The 26135-nt window shown below is 32.5% G+C and carries 26 protein-coding genes and 1 riboswitch; of the genes, 23 read left to right on the plus strand and 3 right to left on the minus strand.

Features of this window, described 5'->3' with window-relative positions; genetic code table 11:
• The 12 genes from N4A40_00250 to N4A40_00305 form a co-directional block, all read left to right on the plus strand.
• Positions 1–476 (plus strand): hypothetical protein (locus tag N4A40_00250; GenBank protein MCT4660258.1); only part of this gene is annotated, 476 nt, incomplete at its 5' end.
• Positions 477–617: 141 nt separating this feature from the next.
• The gene (locus N4A40_00255) at positions 618–2411 is read left to right on the plus strand and encodes an aldehyde ferredoxin oxidoreductase family protein (protein ID MCT4660259.1); all 1794 of its coding nucleotides are present in this window, start codon (positions 618–620) and stop codon (positions 2409–2411) included.
• A gap of 4 nt (positions 2412–2415) precedes the next feature.
• On the plus strand, positions 2416–2637 hold the full coding sequence (locus tag N4A40_00260; protein ID MCT4660260.1) for a MoaD/ThiS family protein: 222 nt from the start codon (positions 2416–2418) through the stop codon (positions 2635–2637).
• Positions 2638–3309, plus strand: coding sequence for a HesA/MoeB/ThiF family protein (locus N4A40_00265; GenBank protein ID MCT4660261.1), 672 nt, complete (start codon positions 2638–2640; stop codon positions 3307–3309).
• A 13-nt stretch (positions 3310–3322) separates the two neighbouring features.
• Positions 3323–3439: riboswitch (molybdenum cofactor riboswitch) on the plus strand.
• Between the two features lie 125 nt (positions 3440–3564).
• Entirely contained in the window at positions 3565–4410 is an 846-nt protein-coding gene (locus N4A40_00270; protein MCT4660262.1) for a substrate-binding domain-containing protein, read from the plus strand.
• A 24-nt stretch (positions 4411–4434) separates the two neighbouring features.
• Positions 4435–5133, plus strand: coding sequence for an ABC transporter permease (locus tag N4A40_00275; GenBank protein MCT4660263.1), 699 nt, complete (start codon positions 4435–4437; stop codon positions 5131–5133).
• Positions 5123–5842 (plus strand): ABC transporter ATP-binding protein, encoded by a 720-nt coding sequence (locus N4A40_00280; protein MCT4660264.1) that lies wholly within the window; start codon positions 5123–5125, stop codon positions 5840–5842. Before N4A40_00275 ends, N4A40_00280 begins: the two co-directional genes overlap by 11 nt.
• Before the next feature lie 3 nt (positions 5843–5845).
• Entirely contained in the window at positions 5846–7072 is a 1227-nt protein-coding gene (locus N4A40_00285) for a molybdopterin molybdotransferase MoeA (GenBank protein MCT4660265.1), read from the plus strand.
• A gap of 26 nt (positions 7073–7098) precedes the next feature.
• Positions 7099–9021, plus strand: a complete 1923-nt coding sequence (locus N4A40_00290; protein MCT4660266.1) for a molybdopterin biosynthesis protein — start codon at positions 7099–7101, stop codon at positions 9019–9021.
• Between the two features lies 1 nt (position 9022).
• Positions 9023–9985, plus strand: a complete 963-nt coding sequence (moaA, locus tag N4A40_00295) for a GTP 3',8-cyclase MoaA (GenBank protein ID MCT4660267.1) — start codon at positions 9023–9025, stop codon at positions 9983–9985.
• A complete protein-coding gene (gene moaC / locus N4A40_00300) occupies positions 9986–10468 on the plus strand; it encodes a cyclic pyranopterin monophosphate synthase MoaC (protein ID MCT4660268.1) in 483 nt (160 codons plus the stop codon).
• A 1-nt stretch (position 10469) separates the two neighbouring features.
• Complete coding sequence (locus N4A40_00305) at positions 10470–10913, plus strand: MOSC domain-containing protein (GenBank protein ID MCT4660269.1); 444 nt, start codon at positions 10470–10472, stop codon at positions 10911–10913.
• A 103-nt stretch (positions 10914–11016) separates the two neighbouring features.
• On the opposite strand, the gene N4A40_00310 is transcribed toward N4A40_00305, so the two are convergent.
• Positions 11017–11586 carry a MogA/MoaB family molybdenum cofactor biosynthesis protein gene (locus N4A40_00310; protein ID MCT4660270.1) on the minus strand — a complete coding sequence of 190 codons (570 nt, stop codon included), beginning with the start codon at positions 11584–11586 and terminating at the stop codon, positions 11017–11019.
• A 269-nt stretch (positions 11587–11855) separates the two neighbouring features.
• Here N4A40_00310 and N4A40_00315 point away from each other — a divergent pair, with 269 nt between their 5' ends.
• Entirely contained in the window at positions 11856–13325 is a 1470-nt protein-coding gene (locus N4A40_00315) for a DEAD/DEAH box helicase (GenBank protein MCT4660271.1), read from the plus strand.
• 215 nt (positions 13326–13540) lie between these two features.
• On the plus strand, positions 13541–14362 hold the full coding sequence (locus N4A40_00320) for a hypothetical protein (protein MCT4660272.1): 822 nt from the start codon (positions 13541–13543) through the stop codon (positions 14360–14362).
• A gap of 11 nt (positions 14363–14373) precedes the next feature.
• On the opposite strand, the gene N4A40_00325 is transcribed toward N4A40_00320, so the two are convergent.
• Positions 14374–15246 (minus strand): DMT family transporter, encoded by an 873-nt coding sequence (locus N4A40_00325; GenBank protein ID MCT4660273.1) that lies wholly within the window; start codon positions 15244–15246, stop codon positions 14374–14376.
• A gap of 1 nt (position 15247) precedes the next feature.
• Complete coding sequence (locus N4A40_00330; protein MCT4660274.1) at positions 15248–15793, minus strand: GNAT family N-acetyltransferase; 546 nt, start codon at positions 15791–15793, stop codon at positions 15248–15250.
• A gap of 141 nt (positions 15794–15934) precedes the next feature.
• Here N4A40_00330 and N4A40_00335 point away from each other — a divergent pair, with 141 nt between their 5' ends.
• The 9 genes from N4A40_00335 to N4A40_00375 all read left to right on the plus strand — a co-directional run bounded on the left by N4A40_00335 (position 15935) and on the right by N4A40_00375 (position 25937).
• A complete protein-coding gene (locus N4A40_00335; GenBank protein ID MCT4660275.1) occupies positions 15935–16531 on the plus strand; it encodes an NUDIX hydrolase in 597 nt (198 codons plus the stop codon).
• A gap of 58 nt (positions 16532–16589) precedes the next feature.
• Positions 16590–17507 (plus strand): exopolyphosphatase, encoded by a 918-nt coding sequence (locus N4A40_00340; GenBank protein MCT4660276.1) that lies wholly within the window; start codon positions 16590–16592, stop codon positions 17505–17507.
• 163 nt (positions 17508–17670) lie between these two features.
• Positions 17671–18024 carry a metalloregulator ArsR/SmtB family transcription factor gene (locus N4A40_00345; protein ID MCT4660277.1) on the plus strand — a complete coding sequence of 118 codons (354 nt, stop codon included), beginning with the start codon at positions 17671–17673 and terminating at the stop codon, positions 18022–18024.
• A gap of 11 nt (positions 18025–18035) precedes the next feature.
• The gene (locus N4A40_00350) at positions 18036–20405 is read left to right on the plus strand and encodes a heavy metal translocating P-type ATPase (GenBank protein MCT4660278.1); all 2370 of its coding nucleotides are present in this window, start codon (positions 18036–18038) and stop codon (positions 20403–20405) included.
• Positions 20406–20529: 124 nt separating this feature from the next.
• Positions 20530–22119 carry an ATP-binding protein gene (locus tag N4A40_00355; protein ID MCT4660279.1) on the plus strand — a complete coding sequence of 530 codons (1590 nt, stop codon included), beginning with the start codon at positions 20530–20532 and terminating at the stop codon, positions 22117–22119.
• A gap of 96 nt (positions 22120–22215) precedes the next feature.
• Entirely contained in the window at positions 22216–23448 is a 1233-nt protein-coding gene (locus tag N4A40_00360) for an aminopeptidase (protein ID MCT4660280.1), read from the plus strand.
• Between the two features lie 150 nt (positions 23449–23598).
• Positions 23599–24459: a DegV family protein gene (locus N4A40_00365; GenBank protein ID MCT4660281.1), complete on the plus strand. Its 861-nt coding sequence runs from the start codon at positions 23599–23601 to the stop codon at positions 24457–24459.
• Between the two features lie 142 nt (positions 24460–24601).
• Positions 24602–24802, plus strand: a complete 201-nt coding sequence (locus N4A40_00370) for a cold-shock protein (protein MCT4660282.1) — start codon at positions 24602–24604, stop codon at positions 24800–24802.
• 76 nt (positions 24803–24878) lie between these two features.
• Complete coding sequence (locus N4A40_00375) at positions 24879–25937, plus strand: hypothetical protein (GenBank protein ID MCT4660283.1); 1059 nt, start codon at positions 24879–24881, stop codon at positions 25935–25937.
• The last annotated feature ends 198 nt before the right edge of the window (positions 25938–26135 follow it).

Raw genomic sequence — 26135 nt, forward strand, 5'->3', positions numbered from 1 at the left:
GAGAGCGAAAAGAGGATATACCAATTTTAATAGAGTATTTCATGGCAAAAATATCTCATAGGATAAATAAAAAACCACTAAATATAAGCATATGGGAGTTAAATAAATTAAAAAATTATACGTGGCCAGGAAACGTGAGGGAACTAGAAAATTTTATAGAACTGTCGATAAATAAAGAACGAATTCCTATAGAATTTCTTGATATAGAGGCGAATATAAAGGATGAGTTTGGAATTAATGCAAATAATATTGAATTAATGAGTCTTGAAGATGTAGAGCGAAAACATATAAAAGAAATTTTGTGGAAAACAGAATTCAACATGACAAAAGCATCTAAAATCCTTGGAATAGGTAGAAATACATTATATAGAAAGATAGAGAAATACAAAATAACATGTAATGCGAGGTGTTTTGTAGAAAATAGGTGTACTAAAGTGGAACATTGTGCTAGAATGGAACACATTAACGAAAGATAAGTGTTCTTTTTTGATACAATTCTATGTATTTTAAATATACTTTATCATGAAAATGGCTTCATTTCTATCATTTGATATTGGCACAACTCTTGCATTTGAAGATTAATAGCAAGTTGAAAATGATAGAGGAGGTCAATTTTTATGTATGGTTATAATGGAAGATATTTGCGAATAAATCTAAGCACAAAAGAATTCAAAGTTGAAGATTTGAACTTAGATGTAGCTAAGAAATATATTGGAGGGCGTGGGTTAGGTACTAAGTTTATGATGGACGAAGTAGATCCTAAAGTAGATGCCCTTAGTCCAGAAAATAAATTGATGGTAGTTACAGGTCCACTTACAGGAACTGCAACGCCAACTGGTGGACGATACATGGTTGTTACAAAATCGCCACTTACAGGAACTATAGCTAGTTCTAATTCAGGTGGTTTTTTTGGAGCAGAACTCAAATTTGCTGGTTATGACATGGTTATATTTGAAGGAAAAGCTGAGAAACCGATTTATGTGAATATAGAAGATGATAAAGTAGAGTTTATAGATGCAGACCATATTTGGGGAAAACTTGTTGGAGAGACTACAGATATATTGCAAGAAAAGCATGGAGAAAAGTCAAAAGTTTTGACAATAGGTCCGGCAGGAGAGAATTTATCTAATATAGCAGCTATAATGAATTGTAAAGATAGAGCCGCGGGTAGATCCGGTGTTGGTGCTGTTATGGGTTCTAAAAATCTAAAGGCATTAGTAGTAAGAGGAACAAATAAAGTTCAGGTTAAAGACGAAGCTGCATTAAAAGAAGTATTCAAAGAGAGTGTTGCAAAAATAAGAAAGAATCCAGTAAGTGGAGAAGGTCTTCCGACTTATGGAACTGCGATACTTGTAAATGTAATCAATGAAAACGGTTCATACCCATGTAATAACTTCCAGACTTCTTATGATGAGAGAGCAGATGAGATAAGTGGAGAGACCATGAAAGAAGATTTCTTAGTGAAGCGAACAGCTTGTTATAGATGTCCTATTGCCTGTGGTAGATGGTGTAAAGTAGACGGTCAAGAAATGGCTGGACCAGAGTATGAAACACTTTGGGCATTTGGATCTGATTGTGGAATACACGATTTAGGAGAAGTAATAAAAGCAAATCATTGGTGTAATGAATTAGGGCTTGATACTATTTCAGCAGGATGTACATTAGCAGCAGCTATGGAACTTAGAGAACTAGGTTTGGTAAAACCAGAAGAAATTAATGGTACGCCACTTGAATTTGGAAATGCAGATGCTGTTGTTGAGTGGACAAAAAAGTTAGCTTACAGAGATGGATTTGGAGATAAATTAGCAGAAGGATCATATAGATTAGCGGAAATGTATGGTAGAGCGGATTTATCTATGAGTGTAAAAAAACAAGAATTGCCAGCTTATGATCCAAGAGGTATTCAAGGTCAAGGGCTTCAATATGCTACATCTAATCGTGGTGGATGTCATGTTAGAGGATATCTAATTTCACCAGAAATATTGGGATTGCCAGAGAAATTAGATAGATTATCACTAGATGGAAAAGCATTTTGGGCTAAAGCATTTCAAGATTTGACAGCATCTATAGATTCACTAGGAATGTGTTTGTTTACATCATTTGCACTTGGTGCACCGGATTATGCTAGATTGGTAAATGCGGTTTGTGGAACAGAGCATACAGAGGAATCTATCATGGAAGCTGGAGAGCGAATTTGGAATATAGAAAAAATGTTCAACTTAGAATCGGGAATATCGCCTAAAGAAGATAAATTACCTAAAAGATTATTAGAAGAACCTATTCCAGAAGGACCTTCTAAAGGTTGGACACATAAATTAGAAGAATTGTTACCAGAGTATTATGAAATCAGAGGTTGGGGAAAAGATGGAATACCAACTGAAGATAGACTCCAAAAATTAGGGCTAAAATAAAAGAATGAAAACGGAAGTGAGATTATTTGCTACGTTCAGAGAAGGGCGAGGCAAAAAAGTTTATCTGGAAATAGAAGAACCTACTCCTTCAAAAATATTGTCAGAACTTGAGATAGCAGAGAGTGATGTTGCAATACTACTTGTAAATGGCCGAGATGGAGATTTTGATCAAAACTTGGTCGAAGGAGATTATCTATCAATATTTCCACCAGTTGGAGGTGGCTAGATGAGGTATGCAAGAAATGGAATATTTTCAAAAGAAGATATGGATATTTTAAAATCATCTAGTGTGGCTGTAATTGGATGTGGTGGATTAGGTGGATATATAGCAGAAATGCTTTGTAGAGTCGGAGTTGGTGAATTAATATTAGTAGATGGGGATGTATTTGATGAGACGAATTTAAACAGACAAATATTATCCACAACTCGAAATATAAATGAATCGAAAGCTGTTGCTGCAAAGAGACGTCTTGAAAGCATTGATCCAGAAATTTGTATAAAACTTTGGGAAACGTATTTAGATGAAAACAATGGAAATCAAATAGTTCAGTCATGTAATGTGGTAGTAGATGCTCTAGATTCGATAAATACGAGATTTTTGCTTCAAGATATTTGTGAGGTAGAAAAAATACCTATGGTGCATGGAGCGATAGCAGGATGGTATGGGCAAGTAGCTACTATATATCCTGGAGATAAGTTACTAAATAGAGTTTATAACTCTAAAAAGAAAGATGGAATAGAAAAGAAAATTGGAAATCCATCGTTTACTCCTGCTCAAGTAGCATCGATACAAGTTTCAGAAGTGATTAAAATTCTTCTGAGAAGAGGAGAAATTTTGAGAAATGAAATTCTTTATATTGATTTGCTTTCAAATGAGTATGAGAGAATAAAGTTTTAGATCAATACAATTTAATAAAAGGTTATTCCGAGTTTAATTACCTAAGGATATCTATGGGAATTAAACCGATGGGTAATAGAAGAAATTCAATTGCCTCCCGTATTTGGAAAGGAAGAACATGTTGTAAATTTGATTATATTTTTGGTATACAAATTTATTTTAGAAGAGATTCTTTAAACGCGTTCTTTTTAGAGCGCGTTTTATAGTTTTACAGGCCAAAAACGAGGAGAGACGACAAAAAAGGATGGAGAAAAGATGAAGAAGTTTATTAATGTGTGTTTTATGGTTATGTTTACAATGTTGGTATTAGCAGGATGTAAAGGGGAGAGTGTTAAGGATAATGCAGTAGAAGAAAATACGAGCATAATACTTTCAACTACTACTTCTACAGAGAACAGTGGATTATTAGATGCTATATTACCAGTATTTAAAGAACAGACAAATATCGATGTTAAAGTTGTTGCGGTAGGTACAGGAAAAGCACTTCAAATGGGAAGAGATGGAGAGGCTGACGTTTTGTTAGTTCATGCAAAGCCATCAGAAGAAACGTTTGTTTCTGAAAATCATGGAGTTGAAAGATTTGATGTAATGTACAATGATTTCGTAATTGTTGGACCAGAAAGTGATCCAGCTGGTTTAAAAGAGTATGCATCAAATGTTGTTGAAGCGTTAAAAAAGCTGAATTCATCAGGCGAAAAATTTATTTCTAGAGGAGATGATTCAGGTACTCATAAAAAAGAAAAGTCGCTTTGGGCTTCAGCAGAAATTACACCAGAGGGAGACAATTACATTTCAGCAGGTAAGGGAATGGGAGATGTAATACAAATGACGGACGAAATGCAAGGATATACAATGTCTGATAGAGCTACATTTTTAAGTATGTCTGATAAAATAGATTTAAAAGTTATAGTGGAGGGCGACGAAATATTATTTAATCAATATGGAGTAATTGCTGTAAATCCAGAGAAAAATGACAAAATTAATTCTAAGGGAGCCGATGAATTTATCAAATGGCTATTGTCGGAAGAGACTCAAAAGCTGATTTCGGAATTTGGAGTTGAAAAATTTGGACAACCACTATTTGTCCCAAATGCAAAGTAAAAATACATGAAAGAGTGATCAAATATGACGTATATTATTGAAGGAATTAAAGAGGCTATTTCACTATTGAGTTCACTAGATGCTGAAATATATGGGATTGTGGGTTTATCCATTTTTGTATCTTTTGTATCTACAATGATAGCTTCTTGTATTGGGCTTGGTTTAGGGATTGTTATGGGACTTTATGATTTTGTTACAAAGCGCTTTTGGGTGCGCTTTACCTATGCATTCATGGCATCTCCGCCGGTAGTTGTTGGTTTATTTGTGGCACTTATTATATCAAGAAGAGGACCTCTTGGTTCTCTAGAATTAATGTTCACACCGGTAGCGATGATTGCAGCTCAAACTTTATTAGTGACACCAATAATTACGGGACTCGTTTATAATGCAACACAGAAATATGGTCATCAAATTTATGAAATATGCACCGTATTAGGAGGAAGTAAAAAAGATTGTTTTTTCCTTGTGATAAGAGAACTTAGATCTACATTTGCAGTAGCTATAACAACAGGATTTGGCCGCGCTATTTCAGAAGTTGGTGCGGTCATGATTGTTGGAGGTAATATAAAAGACCATACAAGAGTTATGACTACATTTATAGCGATGAACAATAGCATGGGAAATTATTCTAAATCAATTGCGATGGGTCTAGTACTTATTATAATTGCGATAATAACAAATGGTTTAATTCACAGGTTATCGGAGGGGAAAAATGAAAGTTAAATTAAGTGGAATTACAAAATACTTTGGGGAAAAGTTAATATTTGAAAATGTAGAAGAGGAATTTGAATCTGGAAAGATAAATGGGTTTATAGGGCCGAATGGTGGAGGAAAGACCACTCTGCTTAGGATGATAGCGAATTTAGACAAGGAATTTAGAGGTGAAATAACCTATGGAAGTGATATTCCTTTGAGTAAAGTAAATTCTAAGATGACATATTTGAGTCAAGTACCATATATGTTAGAAGGTTCAGTGGAGGAAAATTTATATTATCCTCTAAAATTGAGAAGATACTCAAAAGCTGATATTGAATCTAGAATAGAACCTCTTTTGAAACCATTGTCATTAGAAACATTAATTAATCAGAGAGCTAAAACACTTTCATCTGGTGAAAAGCAAAAGGTAGCTCTTGCTAGAGCGTTGGTATTCGAACCAGAGCTTATATTGCTAGATGAACCAACTGCAAATATAGATGCTAAAACAGTTGAAGTAATAGAATCGGTTTTGATTGAAGATCAAAAAAGAAGAGGAACAACTATAGTAATAGTGACCCATAATTTACAGCAAGCATTTAGATTATGTGATAAAGTATATTGGGTTAAAGACAAGGGTGTTAAAGCCGTTACCAAAAGAGATATATTTGAACAATACAAACACATGAATTCAATAGAAGCATTTGCTCAAAAAGTTTATCAAAAAATAGGAGAATAGGATATGGAAATGTTTACTGTGGCAACAAAAGAATCTGTAAAAACATTGTTAGAAGAGGAATTTGAATTTTATCAAAATGACATGGAGGAAGTTAACTTATTTGAGTCAAGGGGAAGAATTTTAGCTGAAGATATTTATTCAGATGAGAATATTCCAAATTTTATAAGGTCTACAGTAGATGGATATGCTGTTATTATGGAAGATATAGTGGGATGCAGTGATAGCATGCCAGCTTTTTTGACATTGATTGGAGAGGCAAAAATGGGTGAAAAAAACATTAAAAGTCTCAAAAATGGAGAGACAATGTATGTTCCAACTGGTGGAATGTTACCTGAAAATGCAGATGCCATGGTCATGATAGAGTTTAGTGAAAAAATGGAAGATGAAGTTGCTATTTATAGACCTGCATCGATTAGAGAGAATATAGTTGGCATAGGTGATGATGTGAAATTTGGAGAAAAAGTTTTAGAAAGTGGAATAGAGATACTTCCAAACCACATAGGTGCACTAGCTGCTATTGGAAAAGCTAAAGTGCAAGTTAGAAAGAAATTAAATGTAGCTATCTTATCGACTGGCGATGAAGTAATTTCTATAGATGATAAACCAAATATTGGAGAAGTACGAGATGTAAATTCTTTTGAAATAGGGGCTATGCTTCAGCAATTAGGATGTAATATAAGTGTTTTGAAACACATTAAAGATGATTTTGATTGTTTAAAGTGTGGTTTTGAAGAAGCCTTATCAAAAGCAGATGTTGTAATTATTTCTGGAGGGAGTTCAGTTGGAAATCATGACCAGACGCCAGATATAATAAATGAAATAGGTAATCCAGGAGTTTTAGTTCACGGAATAGCTATAAAACCGGGAAAACCAACTATAATAGCGAAAATAGGAGATAAAGCCGTGTTTGGGCTTCCAGGACATCCTGCATCGTGTTTGATATCATATAAAGTAATAGTTGAACCATTTTTGAAAAATATGCTTATGAAAGCAGAGAATAAAGTTAAAACATGCATAGCTGAATCAAATTTTCAGGTTCATGTATCTTCTGGAAGAGATGTATTTTATATGGTACAGCTCGAAAAAGCTAATGGTAAACTTATAGCAAATCCTGTTCATGGAAAATCAGGAATGGTATCATTATTTTCTAAAGCAGATGGATATATAGAAATACCAATGTCAAAAGAGGGATTAGAAAAAGGCGAGCGTGTTGAAGTAAATTTATTCTAATATTAAAGGTAATAGGGTGGTTTTGTATGAAAAATAAAAGAAATATTTATTTAGAAACAGTTGATTTAGAAGAAGCTATAGAGCTTTGTGAAGAACATTTTGAGAACTTTTTATTGGATAATACGGAAATGATTAGCGTTGATGATAGTCTAGGCAGAAAATTAGCAAAACCTATTTTTGCTCAGATATCTAATCCACATTACAATGCATCTGCAATGGATGGAATAGCTGTTGAAGCGAAAAAGACATATGGGGCTCATGAGAGAAATACTGTGAAGCTAAAGGTAGAGGATGATTTTGTATATGTTGATACTGGGGATCCGATTGTATATCCTTATAATTCAGTTATTATGATAGAGGATGTCAATGTAGTAGATGCAGAATATATAGAGATAATGAAACCAAGTCATCCGTGGCAGCATGTTAGAGTTGTGGGAGAGGACATAGCAGTAGGCGATATGATTTTACCATCTGGTCATGAGGTGAAACCGGTAGATTTAGGTGCAATATTAAGTGGTGGTTTGACGGAGATTGAGGTTCAAAAAAAATCTACAGTCGGAATTATACCTACAGGAACAGAAATAGTAAATCCTGGAGATACTTTAAAACTAGGATCTATAATAGATTCCAATTCTAGAGTTTTTGAAGCCATGGTAATTGAAGCTGGAGGCATAGCAAAGAGATATAAGCCTGTTAAAGATGATAGAGTTCTTATAAAGCAAGCTATAGAGAAAGCAGTAGAAGAGAATGATATTGTTGTCATAAATGCAGGATCATCAGCAGGTTCAGAAGATTATACTTGTGATATAATAAATGAGATAGGTGAAGTATTTGTACATGGAATAGCTATAAAACCAGGGAAGCCAACGATACTCGGTAAAATAAATGGAAAACCAGTTATAGGAATACCAGGCTATCCTGTTTCGGCATTTATATCATTTAGAGAATTTGTAATTCCGCTTATATCAAATCATAAGAGGGCGAATATAGAAACAACAGAGATAGTATTGTCTAAGAGAATAGTTTCTGCACTTAAACACAAGGAGTTTGTTAGAATGAAACTAGGAAAAGTTGGCGATAATATAATCGGTACGCCTCTTAGCAGAGGGGCAGGGGTTACGATGTCTTTGGTAAAGGCAGATGGAATATTGACAATTCCTAAAAATGTAGAAGGATATGAAGCGGGACGTAGAGCTGAAGTTGAGTTACTTAGAAATGAAGACTATATAAAAAACTCATTAGTATCAATAGGGAGCCATGATATAATAATTGATCATTTAAACGACATAATTTCAAAAGAATCAAATTTATATAGTTTATCATCTGCACATGTTGGTAGTTTAGGTGGTATAATGGCTATCAAGAAAGGTGAAGCACATATAGCACCTATTCATTTACTAGATGAAGTAAGCGGTGAATATAATACAAAATCTGTAGAAAAATACTTAAAAAACAAAGATGTTTATTTGATAAAAGGAATAAAGCGGGTTCAAGGGATTTATGTCAAAAAGGGAAATCCATTGAATATAAAATCCATAGAAGATATAATTGACAAAAAACTGATATTTGCGAATAGACAAAAGGGCTCTGGTACAAGAGTACTATTCGATTATTATTTGAAAAAACAAGATATGGACAATGGAGAAATTGAAGGTTATAAAAGAGAGTTTACGACTCATACAGGAGTAGCATTAGCAGTAAAATCAGGCAATGCAGACATAGGTCTTGGAATAGAATCAGTTGCAAAATTGATGGACATAGATTTTATACCGATGGCACTTGAAGATTATGACTTTTTGGTATCAAAAGATGAAATAGATCATCCAATAGTCAAAAATGTATTAGAAATACTTAAGAGTAAAGAGTTCAAGTGTAGGATAGAGAATTTGGGCGGATACGAGCTACATCCTCTATCGTATATCGAATTTAAAGCGAAAGAGGAGATTTAAATTGAAAGATCAGTACAACAGAGAGATTGATTATCTTAGATTATCGGTTACAGATTTGTGTAATTTAAAGTGTAAATATTGTATGCCAGAGAAAGGAATAGACAAAAAATGTCATTCAGAAATTCTCAGATTTGAAGATTATATAAGAATAGTAAAAGCTGCTGTAAATTTGGGAGTTAAGAAAGTGCGAATAACAGGGGGAGAGCCTCTTGTTAGAAATGATATAGTTGAGTTGGTTTCTAAAATATCTCAAATTGATGGAGTCGAAGATCTGTCGATGACAACAAATGGTATTTTATTAAAAAAATACGCAAAAGAGCTTAGCCGGGCTGGATTAAATAGGTTAAATATAAGTCTCGATACTTTAGATAGTACAAAATTTGAACAAATAACTAGAGGCGGAAATTTAGAGGATGTATTAGAGGGGATAAATGCAGCTGAAGAAGCTAGGATAATGCCTATAAAGTTAAATACAGTTTTGATAAATGGATTTAATACGGACGAAATAGAGACATTTATAAGTTTAGCTAGAAAAAATTTAGAAGTGAGATTCATAGAGCTTATGCCAATAGGAGAAGCTGCAGAGTGGAGTAGTTCGAAGTTTATATCTAATACGAGCATAATCGAAAGGCATAGAGATTTATTTGAAGAAAATTGTACTAAGTCAAATGGACCAGCAAAATATTTCATAAAAAAATCCAATAGGGGAAAAGTAGGATTTATAAACCCTATTTCTAGCCATTTTTGTAGCGAGTGCAATAGAATAAGACTTACCCCTGACGGCAAACTTAAACCATGTCTTCACAGCGATATAGAAATAGATTTAAAGCGGTACTTAAAGCAGTCGGATGAAGTATTAAAAATCGAATTAGAAAAAGCTATATATAATAAGCCACATAGACATCACATAAATGAAGTTGGTTTTAAGCCAATAGTGAGAAGTATGAATTGTATTGGAGGTTAAATTATGAAACTTACACATTTTAATGAATTTGGAAATGCAAAAATGGTTTCGGTTGAAGAGAAAGACGACACAAAGCGAATTGCTGTAGCTAAAGGCAGTATAACTATGAAGCCAGAGACGTTAGAATTTATAAAAGAAGGTAATATGAAGAAAGGAGATGTGCTTTCTGTAGCTCAAATAGCTGGGATAATGGGAGCGAAAAAAACTAGTGATTTGATTCCTATGTGCCACAATATATTTTTAACTGGAGCAGATATAAATTATGAGATAGATGAAGAAAAATCATCTATACATATAGAAGCTAGAGTAAAAACAGTTGGGAAGACAGGGGTTGAAATGGAAGCACTAAATGCAGTTTCTGTGGCGGCATTGACTATATATGATATGTGCAAGGCAGTTGATAGAGAAATGGTAATTGGAGATATAAAATTAATTGAAAAACTAGGTGGAAAGAGCGGGCACTTTAAGAGAGAGGAGAGGTAATATGATAAAAGGAAAAATACTTGCAATTAATATAAGCGAAGAAAAAGGAGTTCCAAAAAATTCGATAGAAGAAGGGAATTTTATTGAAGAACATGGACTCGAAGGAGATGCTCATGCAGGTAAATGGCATAGGCAAGTAAGTCTTTTAGGGCAAGAGAGTGTGGATACTATGAAAGCTATGGGTGTTAAGGGTCTTTGTACTGGAAAATTTGCAGAGAATTTAACTACTGAAGGGATAAAGCTTTGGGAACTACCTGTTGGTACTAAAATGCAGATTGGAGAAACTATTCAAGAAGTAACTCAGATTGGTAAGAAATGTCACAACGGATGTGCCATAAAAGCTCAAGTAGGGCAGTGTATAATGCCTACACAAGGCATATTTACCAGAGTATTGAAGACTGGAAAAGTGAGAGTTGGGGATGAAATTTTAGTAATTGAAGACTAAGTGAAATAGCATATTTTGAGAATGGGAAAAAGAGCTTAAATTCAAGATTTATTTTATAAAAAATAAATTTTGAATTTAAGCTCTTTTTCTATAAAATAATAACTTAGCGAGCGCAGTTATCTACATCGCCATTTAGAATTTCTAAACCATGGTGTATTGCATCTAGTGCATATTCTAGAGATTCTTTTACGGCTTTAGGACTTCCAGGTAAATTTACAATCAAGGTTTGATTTCTTATACCAGATACACCTCTAGATAGCATAGCTTTTGGTGTTATTTGTAAGCTATATGCCCTTATGGCTTCGCAAATTCCAGGTGCTCTTTTGGTCAAAGCTTTTTCAGTGGCTTCGGGAGTATTGTCCCTTATACTGAAGCCGGTACCTCCAGTTGTGAGAATCAAGTTTATTTTTTTTTCATCACTCATCTGAATTATTTTTTGAAAAAGTAAATCTAAATCATCAGGAAGTAGCGTTTTTTCAACTACATCGTATCCTTTTTCAGAAACTATTTTTTCTATCAAAGGACCACTTAAATCTTCTCTTTTACCTATAAAACCGCTATCGCTAGCAGTGATTATTCCAACAGTATACATAGTAATCATCCTTTCTATGAGTACTATTTTATCATATTGAACGTGTACTGTTAATATAGGATTTGGCGTCGGTTCCTGCACCGAATTCAAGAACATTACCATGTACACTTGAAATCAATCGGGTACGCTGTTTATGTAACGCCAGTTTTTCGAATGGGTACATGAAAGCGTTGAAAATATAAGGTATTAAATTCATAAAAAACTCCTTTTAAACTTTTTAATACGAGTATAAACGAGAAAAGCCAAGTGTACAATACTTAAGTGAGAAATACTAAAAACAATACATGGAGTATATAAAAATAATATTAAAAAAATATCTGTTGCAGAAAGTCGTTTTGTGATAATCTAGTATGAGAAAAAAGAGAGTAGGTAATGCGTTGAATTTTAATAAATATGAATTAGATAAAAATATACTTAGAGCATTAAAATTGTTAAATTATGAAAAGCCGACTTTGGTACAGGAAAAAGTTATAAAACATGTATTAGGACACGAGGATCTTGTAGTGAAATCTAAAACTGGAAGTGGAAAGACAGCGGCATTTGGAATTCCCATTTGTCAAAAAATTGATATTGAAAGCAGAGAAGGTCAGGTATTAATACTAGTACCGACAAGGGAGCTTGCAATTCAAATAAAAGAAGAGATTGGTTTAATCGGTAGATTTAAAAAGATAAGGTGTGCTGCTGTATTTGGCAGGCAATCCATAGAGATGCAAAAAAATGAATTAAAGCAGCGAGTACACGTAATAGTTGCGACTCCAGGACGATTAATAGATCATATTAAGAGGGGGAATGTAAAGTTAGATAATATTGAAACGTTGATATTAGATGAAGCTGACGAGATGCTTGAATTAGGTTTTGCAGATGATGTTAGTTATATATTAGATAAGATATCAAATAGAAAACAAACTATGTTTTTTTCTGCAACTATGCCAGATTTTATTCTAAATTTAGCGAAAAGATATATGGAAAGTCCAAAATATATTGAGATAGAGGATAAAATAAAGGATAGTAAACTTGATATAGTACAGTACTTTTATGAAGTTGAAAATAAAAATAGAAAAATAGTTATAGATAGAATTTTAAAGGAATATTTGCCAGAATTTGGATTAATATTTTGCAACACAAGGTCAGGTGTTGAATCGCTCAAAAAGTATCTTAAGAGATTAGGGTATTTATGTGAAGGCTTGCACGGTGGTATGTCGCAGGGGATGAGGATCAAGATATTTCAAAAATTCAGAAGAGGTCACTATAGATTGCTTATAGCTACAGGCGTAGCTGCAAGAGGTATTGATTTTGATAGAATAACACATGTAATAAATTATGAATTGCCCTTTAAGCATGAAGAATATGTACACAGAATTGGAAGAACTGCTAGGATGGGAAATAAAGGGTGCGCTATAAGCCTTGTGCTTGAAAGTGAGATGAAATTTGTCAAAGAAATAGAAGAGCAGATGGATTATAGTATAATTAGAAGAGAGCTCAAAAAAGATGATATTGCAGATATAAATAGTAGTGCAGAAGTATTGAAATCAAAGCCAAGTGGCAGAAAAGATAAGGCCGAAAATTTTAATAAAAATATAGTGAAAATAAGAATAAATGCAGGAAAAGATAAGAAGATTAGACCGGGTGATTTAGTAGGAGCAATAGCTTCAATAGACAATGTAGATGTAGAAGACATAGGAATCATAGATGTACAAAAGACTTGTTCTTATGTTGAAATTTTAAATGGAAAAGGGGATTATATTTTTTCAAAACTTGAGAAAAAAGAAATAAAGGGAAGACGTATAAGTATGAAAAAAGTTAGAATAAGAAATTTTTAGTGGATTTTATTCAGTAAAAAGTTATTATTTGGATTGTGTTGAATTATAAAATAATTTGATGGAAAATTTGTTTAGATTAAAAATTTTTTAAAAAGAAACTTTTTTGTCATTTTTTTGTAATTATCTATACATTATTTTGATACGTTTAAGTATCATTTCTGATATATACTAACTTGTGTGATTAGAGAGAGTATAAGAGAAGAGAGGTAGTTTTTATGAGAAAATTGGTTATAGCGTTGATGCTTAGTTTAGTAATTATATCGACAGGTTGCTCAAATGGAGAAAATAAGGCTAAGGAACAAACATCTGATAATGTTAAGGTAGAAACAAGTGCAGAATCTCAAAATGAAGAAGAGGCTAAAACTAAGGAAACTCCAAGTGAAGAAAATGAGAAGATAGAAAGTTTGAATGTACCGTTTGATCAAATTTATGCAGATCCAAGTATACTGGAAGGACACGTAAGTGGTGCAACTGAAAACATTGACTATAGTGAAGTTTTGAAAGAACCTGTTACTACAGTGTACTTCAATAAGGAAAATCCTTCTGATGAAGATTATGGAAATTATGTTTCTATTTATCCAATAGGAAATGAAGATGGAACTAGTTTATATTTGATTTTTGAGAAATCAAAATTGAGAGAGGCTAAATTAGATACATTTGTTGGAACTGTATCACAGGATTTATTTGAAACTGATTATATGTTTTATAGTTTTGAATCAGTGCTAGAAAGCCAGCCTAAAAAGGAAGCATTCGATTACAATTACGATGACTTGAAGAGTATACAGGAAACACTTGAGAAAAAATATTTGAATCAAGAAATAGTTTCTTTCAACAATGACTTTGAAGTTTACTCACCAGTTAGTAGAATCTTAAATGTAAATAACAATAAAGAAGTTGAAACTTATTATTTAGTAGATCCTGATGGATATACACTTAGTACAACTATAAGTTTGGTAATAGAAGATAACAAAATTACTAAAATACATGTAGATGATGCGGGAAATAGAGCTTTTGATATAATGTCACTTGCAAAATAAAAAAGTAAGAGTTACCTACTGGTAACTCTTACTTTTTTTATTTGTGGTTTATTACACATATAGTTTATATATCCGCCTAGAATAATTAAAATACCTCCTATAATTGATAAAGAATCTGGTATTTCATTCCATAAAATCAATCCTATAATAGCAGAAAAAATGATATTGCTATACGAGTATATTGAAAGTTCACCAGCAGGTGCGTAGCGATAAGCTTTTGTAAGGCTGAGCTGTGCAAGTGTAGCAAATATTCCTAAGAGTATAGCTGAAATCCATCCTCTAGGAGTAGGCATAACAAAACCTTCGGTTATAAAAAATGGTAACATAGCCGAAGAGGATAGTAGACAGAAATAGAGAACTATGGTTTCGGGACTGTCGTATTCTCTTAACTTTCTCACAACGGTATATGCCATACCTGCAAAGACTGCAGATGATAGACCTATAATTTGTACTGCAAAATTTGTATTTATTCCAGGTTTTATAACTAGGGCGATTCCAAAAACTGAAATTATCAGAGCTGGAATTTGAAGTTTTTTTATTTTTTCTCCTAGAATAAGGCTCGCAAATATCAGAACAAATATTGGTGATAATTTGTTTAAAATTGCAGAATTAGCTAGAGGTAATTTAGATATAGAGTAGAAATAAGCAGCTACACCGAGTAGACCGAATGTAGATCTTAAAATTAAAAGTTTTTTGTTATTACCTATAAAACTTTGATTCTTGGATTTGATTATGAAAAAACTAATTATCAAACCAGTAAAATTTCTAAAAAATATTTTCTCGTAAGTTGGAATATCGGGTAATAATTTTACACTAACAGCCATTAGAGAAAAACAAAGAGAGGATAGTAGCATAAGTGATATTCCTTTTTGTTGTGAATTCATGTTAGTTCTCCTTTTTAAAATCTTCTATAGTCAAACCGTATAAAATATGATCTATAATTTGTCCATCAAGTTCTTCTCCGTGTCTTATCACTCCTTCTTTTTTAAAACCCAATCGAATTGGAATTCCTTGACTTCTAAAGTTTTCACTAGCACATCGTATTTCAAGCCTATTTAAGTACAAGGTGTTAAACGCATAATCTATTATTGCCTTGCATGATCTAGTTACTATACCTTTTCCGTTAAAGTCTTCAATCAACCAGTAACCCAAAGAACCAGACTTTCCAGTTTTACCATATTCAAATGATACTAATCCTACTAATAAATTTTCATAGAAAATTCCAGCATGAAAACCTTGATTTTCAGAGTAAAGTTCTTGAGCATAAGCAATGTATTGCTCGACATAGTCAAAATCAGATGCTTTTTTTGCCCAATTTAGCCATTTGCTTAGGAAATCGAAGTTTTGTTCTACTAAATTGTAGAGTGGAAATGCTATTGATGGTTCTAATAAACGCAAGTCAATTTGTGAATCTATTTCCCAACGAAACATATATTAAAAATCTCCTTTTAAAATGATGTGAATTTAGTTAAAATAATAATAACTATATTATACCATTTATTTACGGAAAATGAGTTTCAAAAATATTCAATAAATATGGTATAATGTAGTATATGGAAAGGAGTCTTGAATATGTCAGAAAAATTGAAAATACAAGCGATTAGGCCTATAAAAAGTTTGAGATATCTTAATTCTTTTGAAATAGAGTATGAAACTATTGGTGGCAAAAAGAAGACTTGGGAGTTAGTATCTAGGCAAGGGGTAAATCGATTGGAGAACGAAATTAAGAAACACCAATCATATACAGATGGAGCCATGATGTTTGCTATGAATGATTCTAAGGACAAAATAGTAATGCTTAAAGAATATAGAGTTTCTGCAGGCAGACATATTTATATGTTCCCAGCAGGATTGATAGATGAGGGTGAGTCTATCAAAGAAGCTAGTATAAGAGAATTCAAAGAAGAGACAGGAATGCAATTTTTTCCGGAATATGTTGAGAAGGAGAGATATGTTTCTGTTGGTATAGTCAATGAGCGAGTAAATATAGTTTATGGTAAATATTCAGGCGAACCTAGTAAGGAGAATCAAGAAGATAGTGAGGATGCTGAAATTCTATTGATAGATAGCAAAGAAGCTAAGCGAATACTAGAGGAAGAGGAAGTGTCAATTCGTTCTGCGATGTTATTGCAGAATTTTTTCAAAATACATCCTTTTTTTGATGAATAGTATATAAATGGGTAAAAGATAATTACTTAGAATATGAAATCTTATGGGGGGCTTTTTAATGCAAAAATATAGATTGATAACTAGAAGTGACTTTGACGGTTTGGTTTGTGCAGTATTACTAAAAGAGATGGATTTGATAGATGATATCAAATTTGTACATCCGAAAGATATGCAAGATGGTTTGATTGAGGTAACTGAAAAAGATATAACAACAAATTTGCCGTATGTAGAAGGAGTTCACTTGGCGTTTGATCATCATTTAAGTGAGACTATTAGAGTGGGAAAGAAAGAAAACCACATAATAGAAGCAGATGCACCGTCAGCGGCTCGTGTTGTATATAATTATTACGGTGGTGCTGAAAAATTTACAAATATTAGCGAAGAGATGATGCTTGCTGTGGATAAAGCAGATTCTGCACAATTTACTAAAGAAGATATACTAAATCCGCAAGGTTGGGAACTTCTTAGCTTTATGATGGATGCGAGAACTGGTCTTGGTAGATTTAGAGAATTTAGAATATCAAATTACAATTTGATGATGGATTTGATAGACTATTGTAAAGATCACGGAATAGAAGAAATTCTTGAATTGCCGGATGTAAAAGAAAGAGTTGATTTATACAATCATTATGATAAACAATTTAGAGATCAATTGAAAAGATGTTCTGAAGTTCATGGTAATGTTTTGGTTATAAGATTAAAAGAAGAAGAGATAATATACCCTGGAAATAGATTTTTAAAATATGCGATGTACCCAGAAACTACGATATCTATTCAAGAAATATGGGGGCTCAAAAAGCAAAATACTGTATTTGCGGTTGGTAAATCTATAGTAAATAGATCATCACAGGCTAATATTGGTGAGCTAATGCTAAAGTATAATGGCGGAGGACATAAAAATGCAGGAACTTGTCAGGTAGACAATGAAAAAGCAGATGATGTTTTAGGCGTAATTATAGAAAAACTACAAGATTAGGGATATGTATATAATATAACTTAGCAAGTTGCTGATGTAAATCGCATTGCTAAGTTATTTTTTGTAAATAAAGAGTTATTTTCAGATTAAGATTGACAAAAAAATGTGAAATGATATAATTAAAGCAACATATGAATAGTTGCTCATATGAAGGAGTGCTAATATGAAAAAGAATGAAGAGTGCCATTGTGGTGGTGAAACGCTAGAAAGTTTAGAGATAGTTAAAGAAGCTATGATTGGTGAAGATGAGATTTATGAGATTGCAAGGTTATTAAAAATATTTAGTGATCCTACGAGATTAAAAGTTCTGAGTGCATTATCACATTCAGAATTGTGTGTACAGCACTTAACAGAGGTTGTTGAGATGACTCAATCTGCAGTTTCACATCAGCTTAGAACATTAAAAGCAGAAAGACTCGTAAAAGCGAGACGAAGTGGTAAGATGATTTATTATAGTTTGGCTGATGATCACATACAAAAAATATTAGATATGGCATTAGAACATATCAGAGAATAAGGAGGATATATATGAAAACTTTAGTATTGAAACACAAGCATGAGCATGGAGGGTGTGGATGTGGTTGTGATAATAGCAACCACGTAAGCTCAAAGGGGCATCATGTGCATCATTTTGAAAATGGGGTTTGTTCTTGCGGTATGAAAAGAAATGACTCCAATATAAAAATAGAGGGTAGTTGTGCTGTGCAGTTTACAGAATCAGAGCATGAACACGAATCTTGCGGGTGCTGTGATCACAATGATGATGACTCAGATTCAGAGTCCCATAGGCATAGTAGGTCTCAAAAATCGGCAGAGATATATAAGCTTGCTGGTTTAAATTGCCCTAGCTGTGCGAAAAAAATAGAGCGTCAAGTTTCAAAACTAACTGATGTGGAGTATGCGGAACTTCAATTTAATCTTTCGCAACTAAGTGTTGTTATTTTGAAAAATAAAAAAGAAACAGAGTTGAAAATAAAAAAAATAGTAAAAGATTTAGAGCCGGATGTAAGGGTTATTTCAGAGTCAGATAAATCGAACGACAAAGATAGCAAATCCTTGTTCAAAGATAAAACTGTTTTTAGAGTAGCGATAAGCGGTATATTAGTTGCTTTGGGACTGTATTTCAAATCATGGAGTTATTCATGGGTAATTTTTATGGTAGCATATTTGATGGTTGGAACAGATATTATAATAAGATCTGCTAAAAATATAGCTAGAAGAGAATTATTTGACGAAAATTTCTTGATGACTATAGCTACATTTGCAGCTATATTTGTAGGAGAATATCCAGAAGCTGTTATGGTAATGCTACTTTATCAAATTGGTGAGTATTTCCAAGGAAGGGCAGTGGATTCTTCTAGAAAATCTATAGCTGATTTGATGGACATTAGGCCAGAATTTGCAAATCTAAAAAAAGATAATAAGATTACCAAGGTAGCTCCCGATAAAGTAAAAATAAATGATGTTATAATCGTAAAACCTGGAGAAAAGATTCCGCTTGATGGAGTAGTTATAGAAGGGATGACATCAATTGATACAAAAGCGCTTACAGGAGAATCATTACCGAGAGATATAAGAAAGGGTGATGATGTTGTGAGTGGGAGTATTAATATAGATGGATTGATTACGGTTAAAGTAACAAAGACTTTTGGAGAATCGGCAGTATCTAAGATATTAAATTTAGTACAAAATGCAAGCAATAAAAAAGCCCAAACAGAGCTTAAAATTACTAAATTTGCTAAGTACTATACACCAATAGTAGTGTTAATAGCAGTATTGATAGCAGTTATACCACCTTTGTTCATAACAGATGCGAGTTTTGAAGATTGGTTAATTCGAGGAGCAACATTCTTAGTGGTTTCTTGTCCTTGTGCTTTAGTAATATCAGTTCCAATGTCTTATTTTGCTGGACTTGGAGCATCTTCAAGGCATGGAGTTCTAGTTAAAGGCGGTAATTATTTAGAAGCTTTGAGCAATGTAGATCAGATATTATTTGATAAGACAGGAACTTTAACTAGAGGAAACTTTAAAGTTTCAGAGGTTATAGTTGAAAATGATAAATATACAGAATCACAATTACTTGAAATGACAGCAATTGTTGAAAGTCAGTCAACGCATCCAATTGCCAAATCTATAGTAGCGGCATATGGTGGTACCATAGATGTTTCTAAAATGCTAATTTACAAAGAAATTAGAGGTAGCGGTATAGAGGCAACTATAGACGATAAAAATATATTGATTGGAAATATAAAATTTTTGAAAGCCAATAAAATCAAAGTAAATTCTATAGATAAAACCGGTACAATAGTCTATATTGCTATAAATAAAATGTGGGCAGGTAGTCTTGTTATAAAAGATGAGATTAAAGATACATCTCAAGAGGCGATTGGTGGATTGAAGAATATTGGAGTGCGTGAACTGACTATGCTTACAGGTGATAGAAAATCAACAGCGGATGAAGTTGCAAAGATTCTAAAACTTGATAATTACTATTCAGAGCTTATGCCAGATGAAAAAGTACAAAAGGTCGAAGAGAGATTAAAAGCTAGAACAAATGGAAATCTTGTTTTTGTTGGCGATGGAATAAATGATGCACCAGTACTTGCTAGAGCAGACATAGGAGTAGCCATGGGCGGAGTAGGATCAGATGCTGCAATTGAAGCTGCGGATGTAGTTATAATGAATGACGATCCTGCAAAGCTTATAGATAGTATATCTATTGCAAAATTTACAAGCAAGATAGTAAAAGAAAATATAGGTTTGGCACTCGGAACAAAAGCTATCATAATGGGATTTGCAATATTTGGTATGGCACCTATGTGGCTTGCGATATTTGGAGATGTAGGGATTTCAATATTAGCAGTGTTTAATGCTATGAGAATATTAAAAAAATACTAAAGTTTGAAAAAGCTATTTCTATGTTAATGTAGAAATAGCTTTTTTAATTTGAAGTTTTTGGGTATAAAATGATAAATGATGTGCTTAATTTTATAAAGAGGGTACATGTAGGTGGTGTTTTGCATTGAAATACTTTAATAGAAAGTGGATTGGAAGTCAGATTGCATTTGGAACAATGATCGTTATGGTGATTGCTATTTTTGGCGTATTGTATTTTAAATGGAATTCAGATACAAATGCAGAAAAAATAAATAGATTAGATAGATATAATTTGTTGATTGAATTATCAGAAGAGAGCGTAGATGATTTGATTTATTATGGAGATTTTGTAGCTGCAGAGAAATGCGCAAAAGAGATGCTATTGTATCCGGAGATTAGTGGCATAGAAGTATTTGATAATGAAGGGAAACTAATTATAAGCGAAAATAAAGATGATAATATAGGAATAGAATATAAATCAAAATATACTAGGCAATTGAAACACAGAGGTATGGATATTGGAACAATAAAGATAGAAATAAGTGATAAATTGAGTTTGGATAGAGTTAGAGACAAGCTATTCGAACACGCTGTTGAGATGTTTTTTATTTTTATCGTAGTTATGTTTGTAATAATATTTATTGGAAGAAAAGTTGCTATTCAAATAAATGAATTAGAAAGAGCGATTGATTTGATGGCTAGTGGCGACTACGATAACCCTGTTGAGTTAGATTCAAAAAATGAATTGGGAAATTTAGCGGATAAGATTGAAGGAATGAGATTACAGATATTAGAGTCAAAAAAACGATTGAATAGTCTTAATTTAGAGCTTGAGCAAAAGGTAGAGAGCAGAACAGAGCAATTGATTCAAACAAATGAATATTTGGAAGAAACTCTTGCAAATATTGAAGAGGTACAAGCTGAATTAATAGTTAAAAATAACGAATTAGAATTGACTTTAGATGAACTTACAGATACTAGAGAGGAGTTAATACAATCTGCTAAGTTGAATTTGGCAAGTGAAGTCGTAGCTGGGGTAGCTCATGAAATTAATACACCTATTGGAATAGCACTTACATTATCTACTCATTTATCACAAAAAACTAAAATGTTAGAAAAAGATTATGTAAATCAGAAACTTTCAAAGAAAAGATTTGACCAATATATTTCTGTGGTAAAAGAAGCTGCGGAGACTTTAGAAAATAATTTACTTAGAGCGGCAGAGTTGGTTGCAGATTTTAAACAAGTAGCAGTTGATCAAAGTGGTAAAGTTAAGCGAAGATTTGATTTGAAAGAATATATGGAGACTATTTTGGCAAATCTTTATCCAAAATACAAAAAAACAAAGCATAAAATAGATATAAATATACCGAGTGAACTTTATATAGACGGCTATCCGGGGGCTCTTTCACAGCTTATTACTAATTTACTTATGAATACTTTAGTTCACGGTTTTGAAAACAAAGAAGAGGGACAAATCAGTATTGAAGGAATTGATCTAGGAGAACGGGTCAGAATTATTTACAAAGACGATGGTGCGGGTATTGATGAGGAAATTGTAAATAGAATTTTTGATCCATTCTTTACAACCAAAAAGGAAAAAGGTGGTAGTGGATTGGGACTTAGCATAGTATATAATTTAGTTACTCAAGTTATGGGAGGGACTATTAGATGTAAGAGTAAATTAAATAAAGGAACTAAGTTTGTTATAGAATTTGATAAAGTGCAAAAATAAATAGATTTATAAAAGCCCTTGCAAAAAAAGTTGGAAAACGATAAAATATTTTTAACGAATTAGAATTGTTTTTATATAAATCAAGGAGGGCAAATTATGAATCAATTTGAAAAGAATTTAGAAAAATATGCAGAAGTTGCTGTTAAAGTTGGTGTGAATTTGAAAGAAGGACAAGGATTGCTTTTAAATACATCTATTGCAGCACTTCCTTTAGCTAGAAAAGTTCAGAAGAAGGCATATGAAGCTGGTGCAAAACATGTTGAAGTTAAAATTTCGGATGATGAAATGAGACTAAATAGATATAAATTTGGCAGTAACCAGGTATTTGAAGAATTTCCTGAGTTTATTAAGATGTCGTATGAAAAATTAGTTGAAGAAAATTATACGTTGATAAATGTAATGGCACCAAATCCGGAGTTATTAAAAGAAATAGATCCAAGTTTGGTAGCTAAAGATTCTAAAACTTCATCTGAGGCATTAGAGGGATTTATGAAAGCTACTATGACGGGCACTGTTAAATGGAATATAGTTGCAGCGGCATCTCCAGAATGGGCTAAACTTGTATTTCCAGAGTTAAGTGAAAAAGAAGCAATCGAAAAGTTGTGGGAGCAAATATTTAAAATTGCTAGAATAGATGGAGAAAATCCAGTTGAAGATTGGAAAAAACACGATGCGGCACTTAAGCATTATTCTAAGTATTTGACAGAGAAAAATTTTGAAAAGATGATATATAAAGCACCAGGAACCGATTTAGAAGTGTATTTAGCGGATGATCATGTTTGGGTTGGTGGAAGTAAGCCTGATGTGAATGGTCAGGATTTTATGCCAAATATGCCTACAGAAGAAGTTTTCTCTATGCCTCATTACAAAAAAGTAAATGGAACACTAAAAAGTACTAAACCACTTAATGTAAGAGGACAGTTAATTGATGGATTTGGATTTACATTTGAAGCAGGAAAAGTAGTAGATTTTTATGCAGAGAAAGGATATGAAGTTTTAGAACAATTATTGAATACAGATGAAGGAGCTAGATATTTAGGTGAAATTGCTTTAGTACCAGATGATTCTCCAATATCAAATTCAAATTTAATATTCTCAAATACTTTGTATGATGAAAATGCATCTTGTCACTTTGCCTTAGGAAGAGCATATCCTTATACTTTGAAAGATGGAGTTGAATTAGATCAAGACGGTTTAGAAAAAAGAGGTGCAAATTATAGTTTGATACATGTTGATTTCATGGTGGGGTCACCTGAATTAAAAATAGTAGGAGTAACACATAGCGGAGAAGAGCTAGTAGTATTTGATAATGGAAACTGGGCAATATAATATTGCAAAAAAGAGAAGTCGTTTTTGACTTCTTTTTTTATCCTAAAATATTTAAGGTTAGGGTACTAGTATTGATAGCTTATAATTATAATGATATAATGAAGAGTAAATTTTGAATCAGATTCAAAAACGGATGATTGAGGAGGAAATATGGGAGTTAAAATAATAACGGATAGCACATCATATATTCCACAGAATTTAATTGAATCTATGGATATAGAAATTGTTTCATTAAATGTTTCATTAGAAGATAAGCATTTTAAGGAAGTGGATATTTCAAGTGAATACTTTTATGGAGAGCTAGAAAAATTAAAGGCATTTCCAAAATCATCACAACCAGAGATTGGTGAAATGCTTAGTTTATTTAGAGATAATTTATCAGAGGGAGATTCTGTATTAGGTATTTTTCTGTCATCAGAAATGAGTGGAACGTATCAAAGTGCTTTACTTGCTAAAAGTATGATTTTAGAGGAATTTTCAAATGGAAATATTGAGATATTAGATTCTAAATCGAATTGTATGCAATTAGGTTGGATGGTTTTAGAGGCTGCTAAAGAGGCTAAAAAGGGTTCAGATTTGAATAAATGTGTTGAAAAAGCTCTTTTGATGAGAGAACGAACTAGATTTGTGTTTGCACCTAAAAATTTAGATTACTTAAAAATGGGTGGACGAATTGGAGGAGCTAGTGCATTTTTAGGTTCACTATTGAAAATTATTCCTATACTGACAGTTAAAGATGGAAAAACTGATGTTATAACTAAAGTTAGAAGTAGCAAAAAAGCAATAGCTAAGATTGTAGAAATTATGAAAATGGATGTAGAGAAATTTGGATTAGGTGAAGTTGTAGTTCACCATATTCAGAATGAAGAAATGGCTAAACTTGTAATTAAGGAGCTAAAATCTATTGGAATAGATGCTATTATTGGAGAAATAGGAGCAGTTATAGGAACACATGTAGGACCAGGAGCAATAGGATTAGCCTACTACACAAAGAGACCAATGAATAGTTAGTAATTTAGAGATTTAAAGTAGATTAAAATGAGCTTAAAAAGTGAAAAAAGGTTTGCCATAAATAACTAAAAGCGTTATAATGTAATCAGAGCTTTGATTCGATTGGATTAAAGAAATATTGATATTTTGGAGGAATTTAAGAATGATGAATGGAACAGTAAAATGGTTTAACGCAGAAAAAGGATTTGGATTTATTACTGGTGAAGATGGAAACGACGTATTCGTACACTTTTCACAAATCAACAAAGACGGATTCAAATCATTAAACGAAGGTGAAGAAGTTACTTTCGAAGTAGTTGAAGGCGAAAAAGGTCCACAAGCTACTAATGTAGAAGTAAAATAATTTAAGCCTATATAGCTCTGAAGCATTAGCTTCAGAGCTTTTTTAGTATAAATACTGTAAAGAGAGGTGGAAAATTTTGAAAAAATGGATAAATAGAGTGCTATATGTTGCTGTATTATTGGTTCTTATTGGATGTACTAGACAACCAGATATTAAAGAAAATATCAGTAATGATTTGAAGCTAAATGATGGGGTAGAGGTTGAGACAAAAGCGAAATATAGTGAGCCTAAATTTATATTTGCTGAAGAAGAGAATGCAGTTAAATTGCTTGCAAAGGAAGATGATTATACTTCTAAATTAAGTAAGTTTGATTACAGAGCGAAATTCAAGGTAGATAAAATTTTGACAGAAAGTGAAAGAGCTGAGTATTATAAAAAAGCTGTTATAGAGTATGATGATAAGAGTAAAGAAAAATTAGAAAATGCAATTTCTAAAATTTTAAAGAAAATAGAGCCTTATGAATTGAATTTGCCAGAGCAAATATTGCTTATAAACACAAATGGATTCATAGAGGGAGGAGCTGCATATACTAGGGCGAATGCCATAATAATGCCTGGTGCTTATGTTGAATATATGAATGAGACAGAATTAGAATCTATATTGAGCCATGAGTTGTTTCACGTGTATTCTAGACATAATATAGATAAGAGAGAGTCAATTTATAGTATAATACATTATCAAAAGTGTTCAGATTTAGAAATTCCGAAAGAACTTAAAGATTTTACTATAGGAAATCCTGATGCACCAGATATGAATTATTATATAAATAGTTTATTAGATGGAAAAGTTTCATCTTGGATACCAATAATATATTCTAAAGAAGAGTATGATTTAGAATCAGATGAAACATTTTTTAAATATCTAAATGATGATATGATTGCAGTAGAGATAATAAATGGAAGAGCAGTTCCAATTTTAAAAGAGGGATCGCCTATAATAGTCCAAAAGGGAGAACTTGAAGATTATTATAGTTTGATTGGAGAAAATACAGACTATACATATCATCCAGAAGAAACTATGGCTGATAACTTTGTATTAATGATAAATGATAAAGATGATGAAGTAAAATCGCCTTGGGTATTGAAGAAAATGAGAAGTACGATAAAAGGTTTTTCTAATATTGAAAGAAAATAAAATGAATTGGTGGTTTCAAAATAGATAATAAATCTATTTTTGAAACCACCAATTCGTTTTTTATTTATATCCATTTATATTTTTTAAGAAATCATTTGAACTGTCTAAAAAGATTGTTGTGTCTTTAATATTTCTATATGTTTCCATTCTTTTGATGAATTCGTAAAAGGCGATGTCTTTACTAAGTGAATTTTGATA

It is taken from the genome of Tissierellales bacterium (assembly GCA_025210965.1).
Taxonomy (GTDB): domain Bacteria; phylum Bacillota; class Clostridia; order Tissierellales; family JAOAQY01; genus JAOAQY01.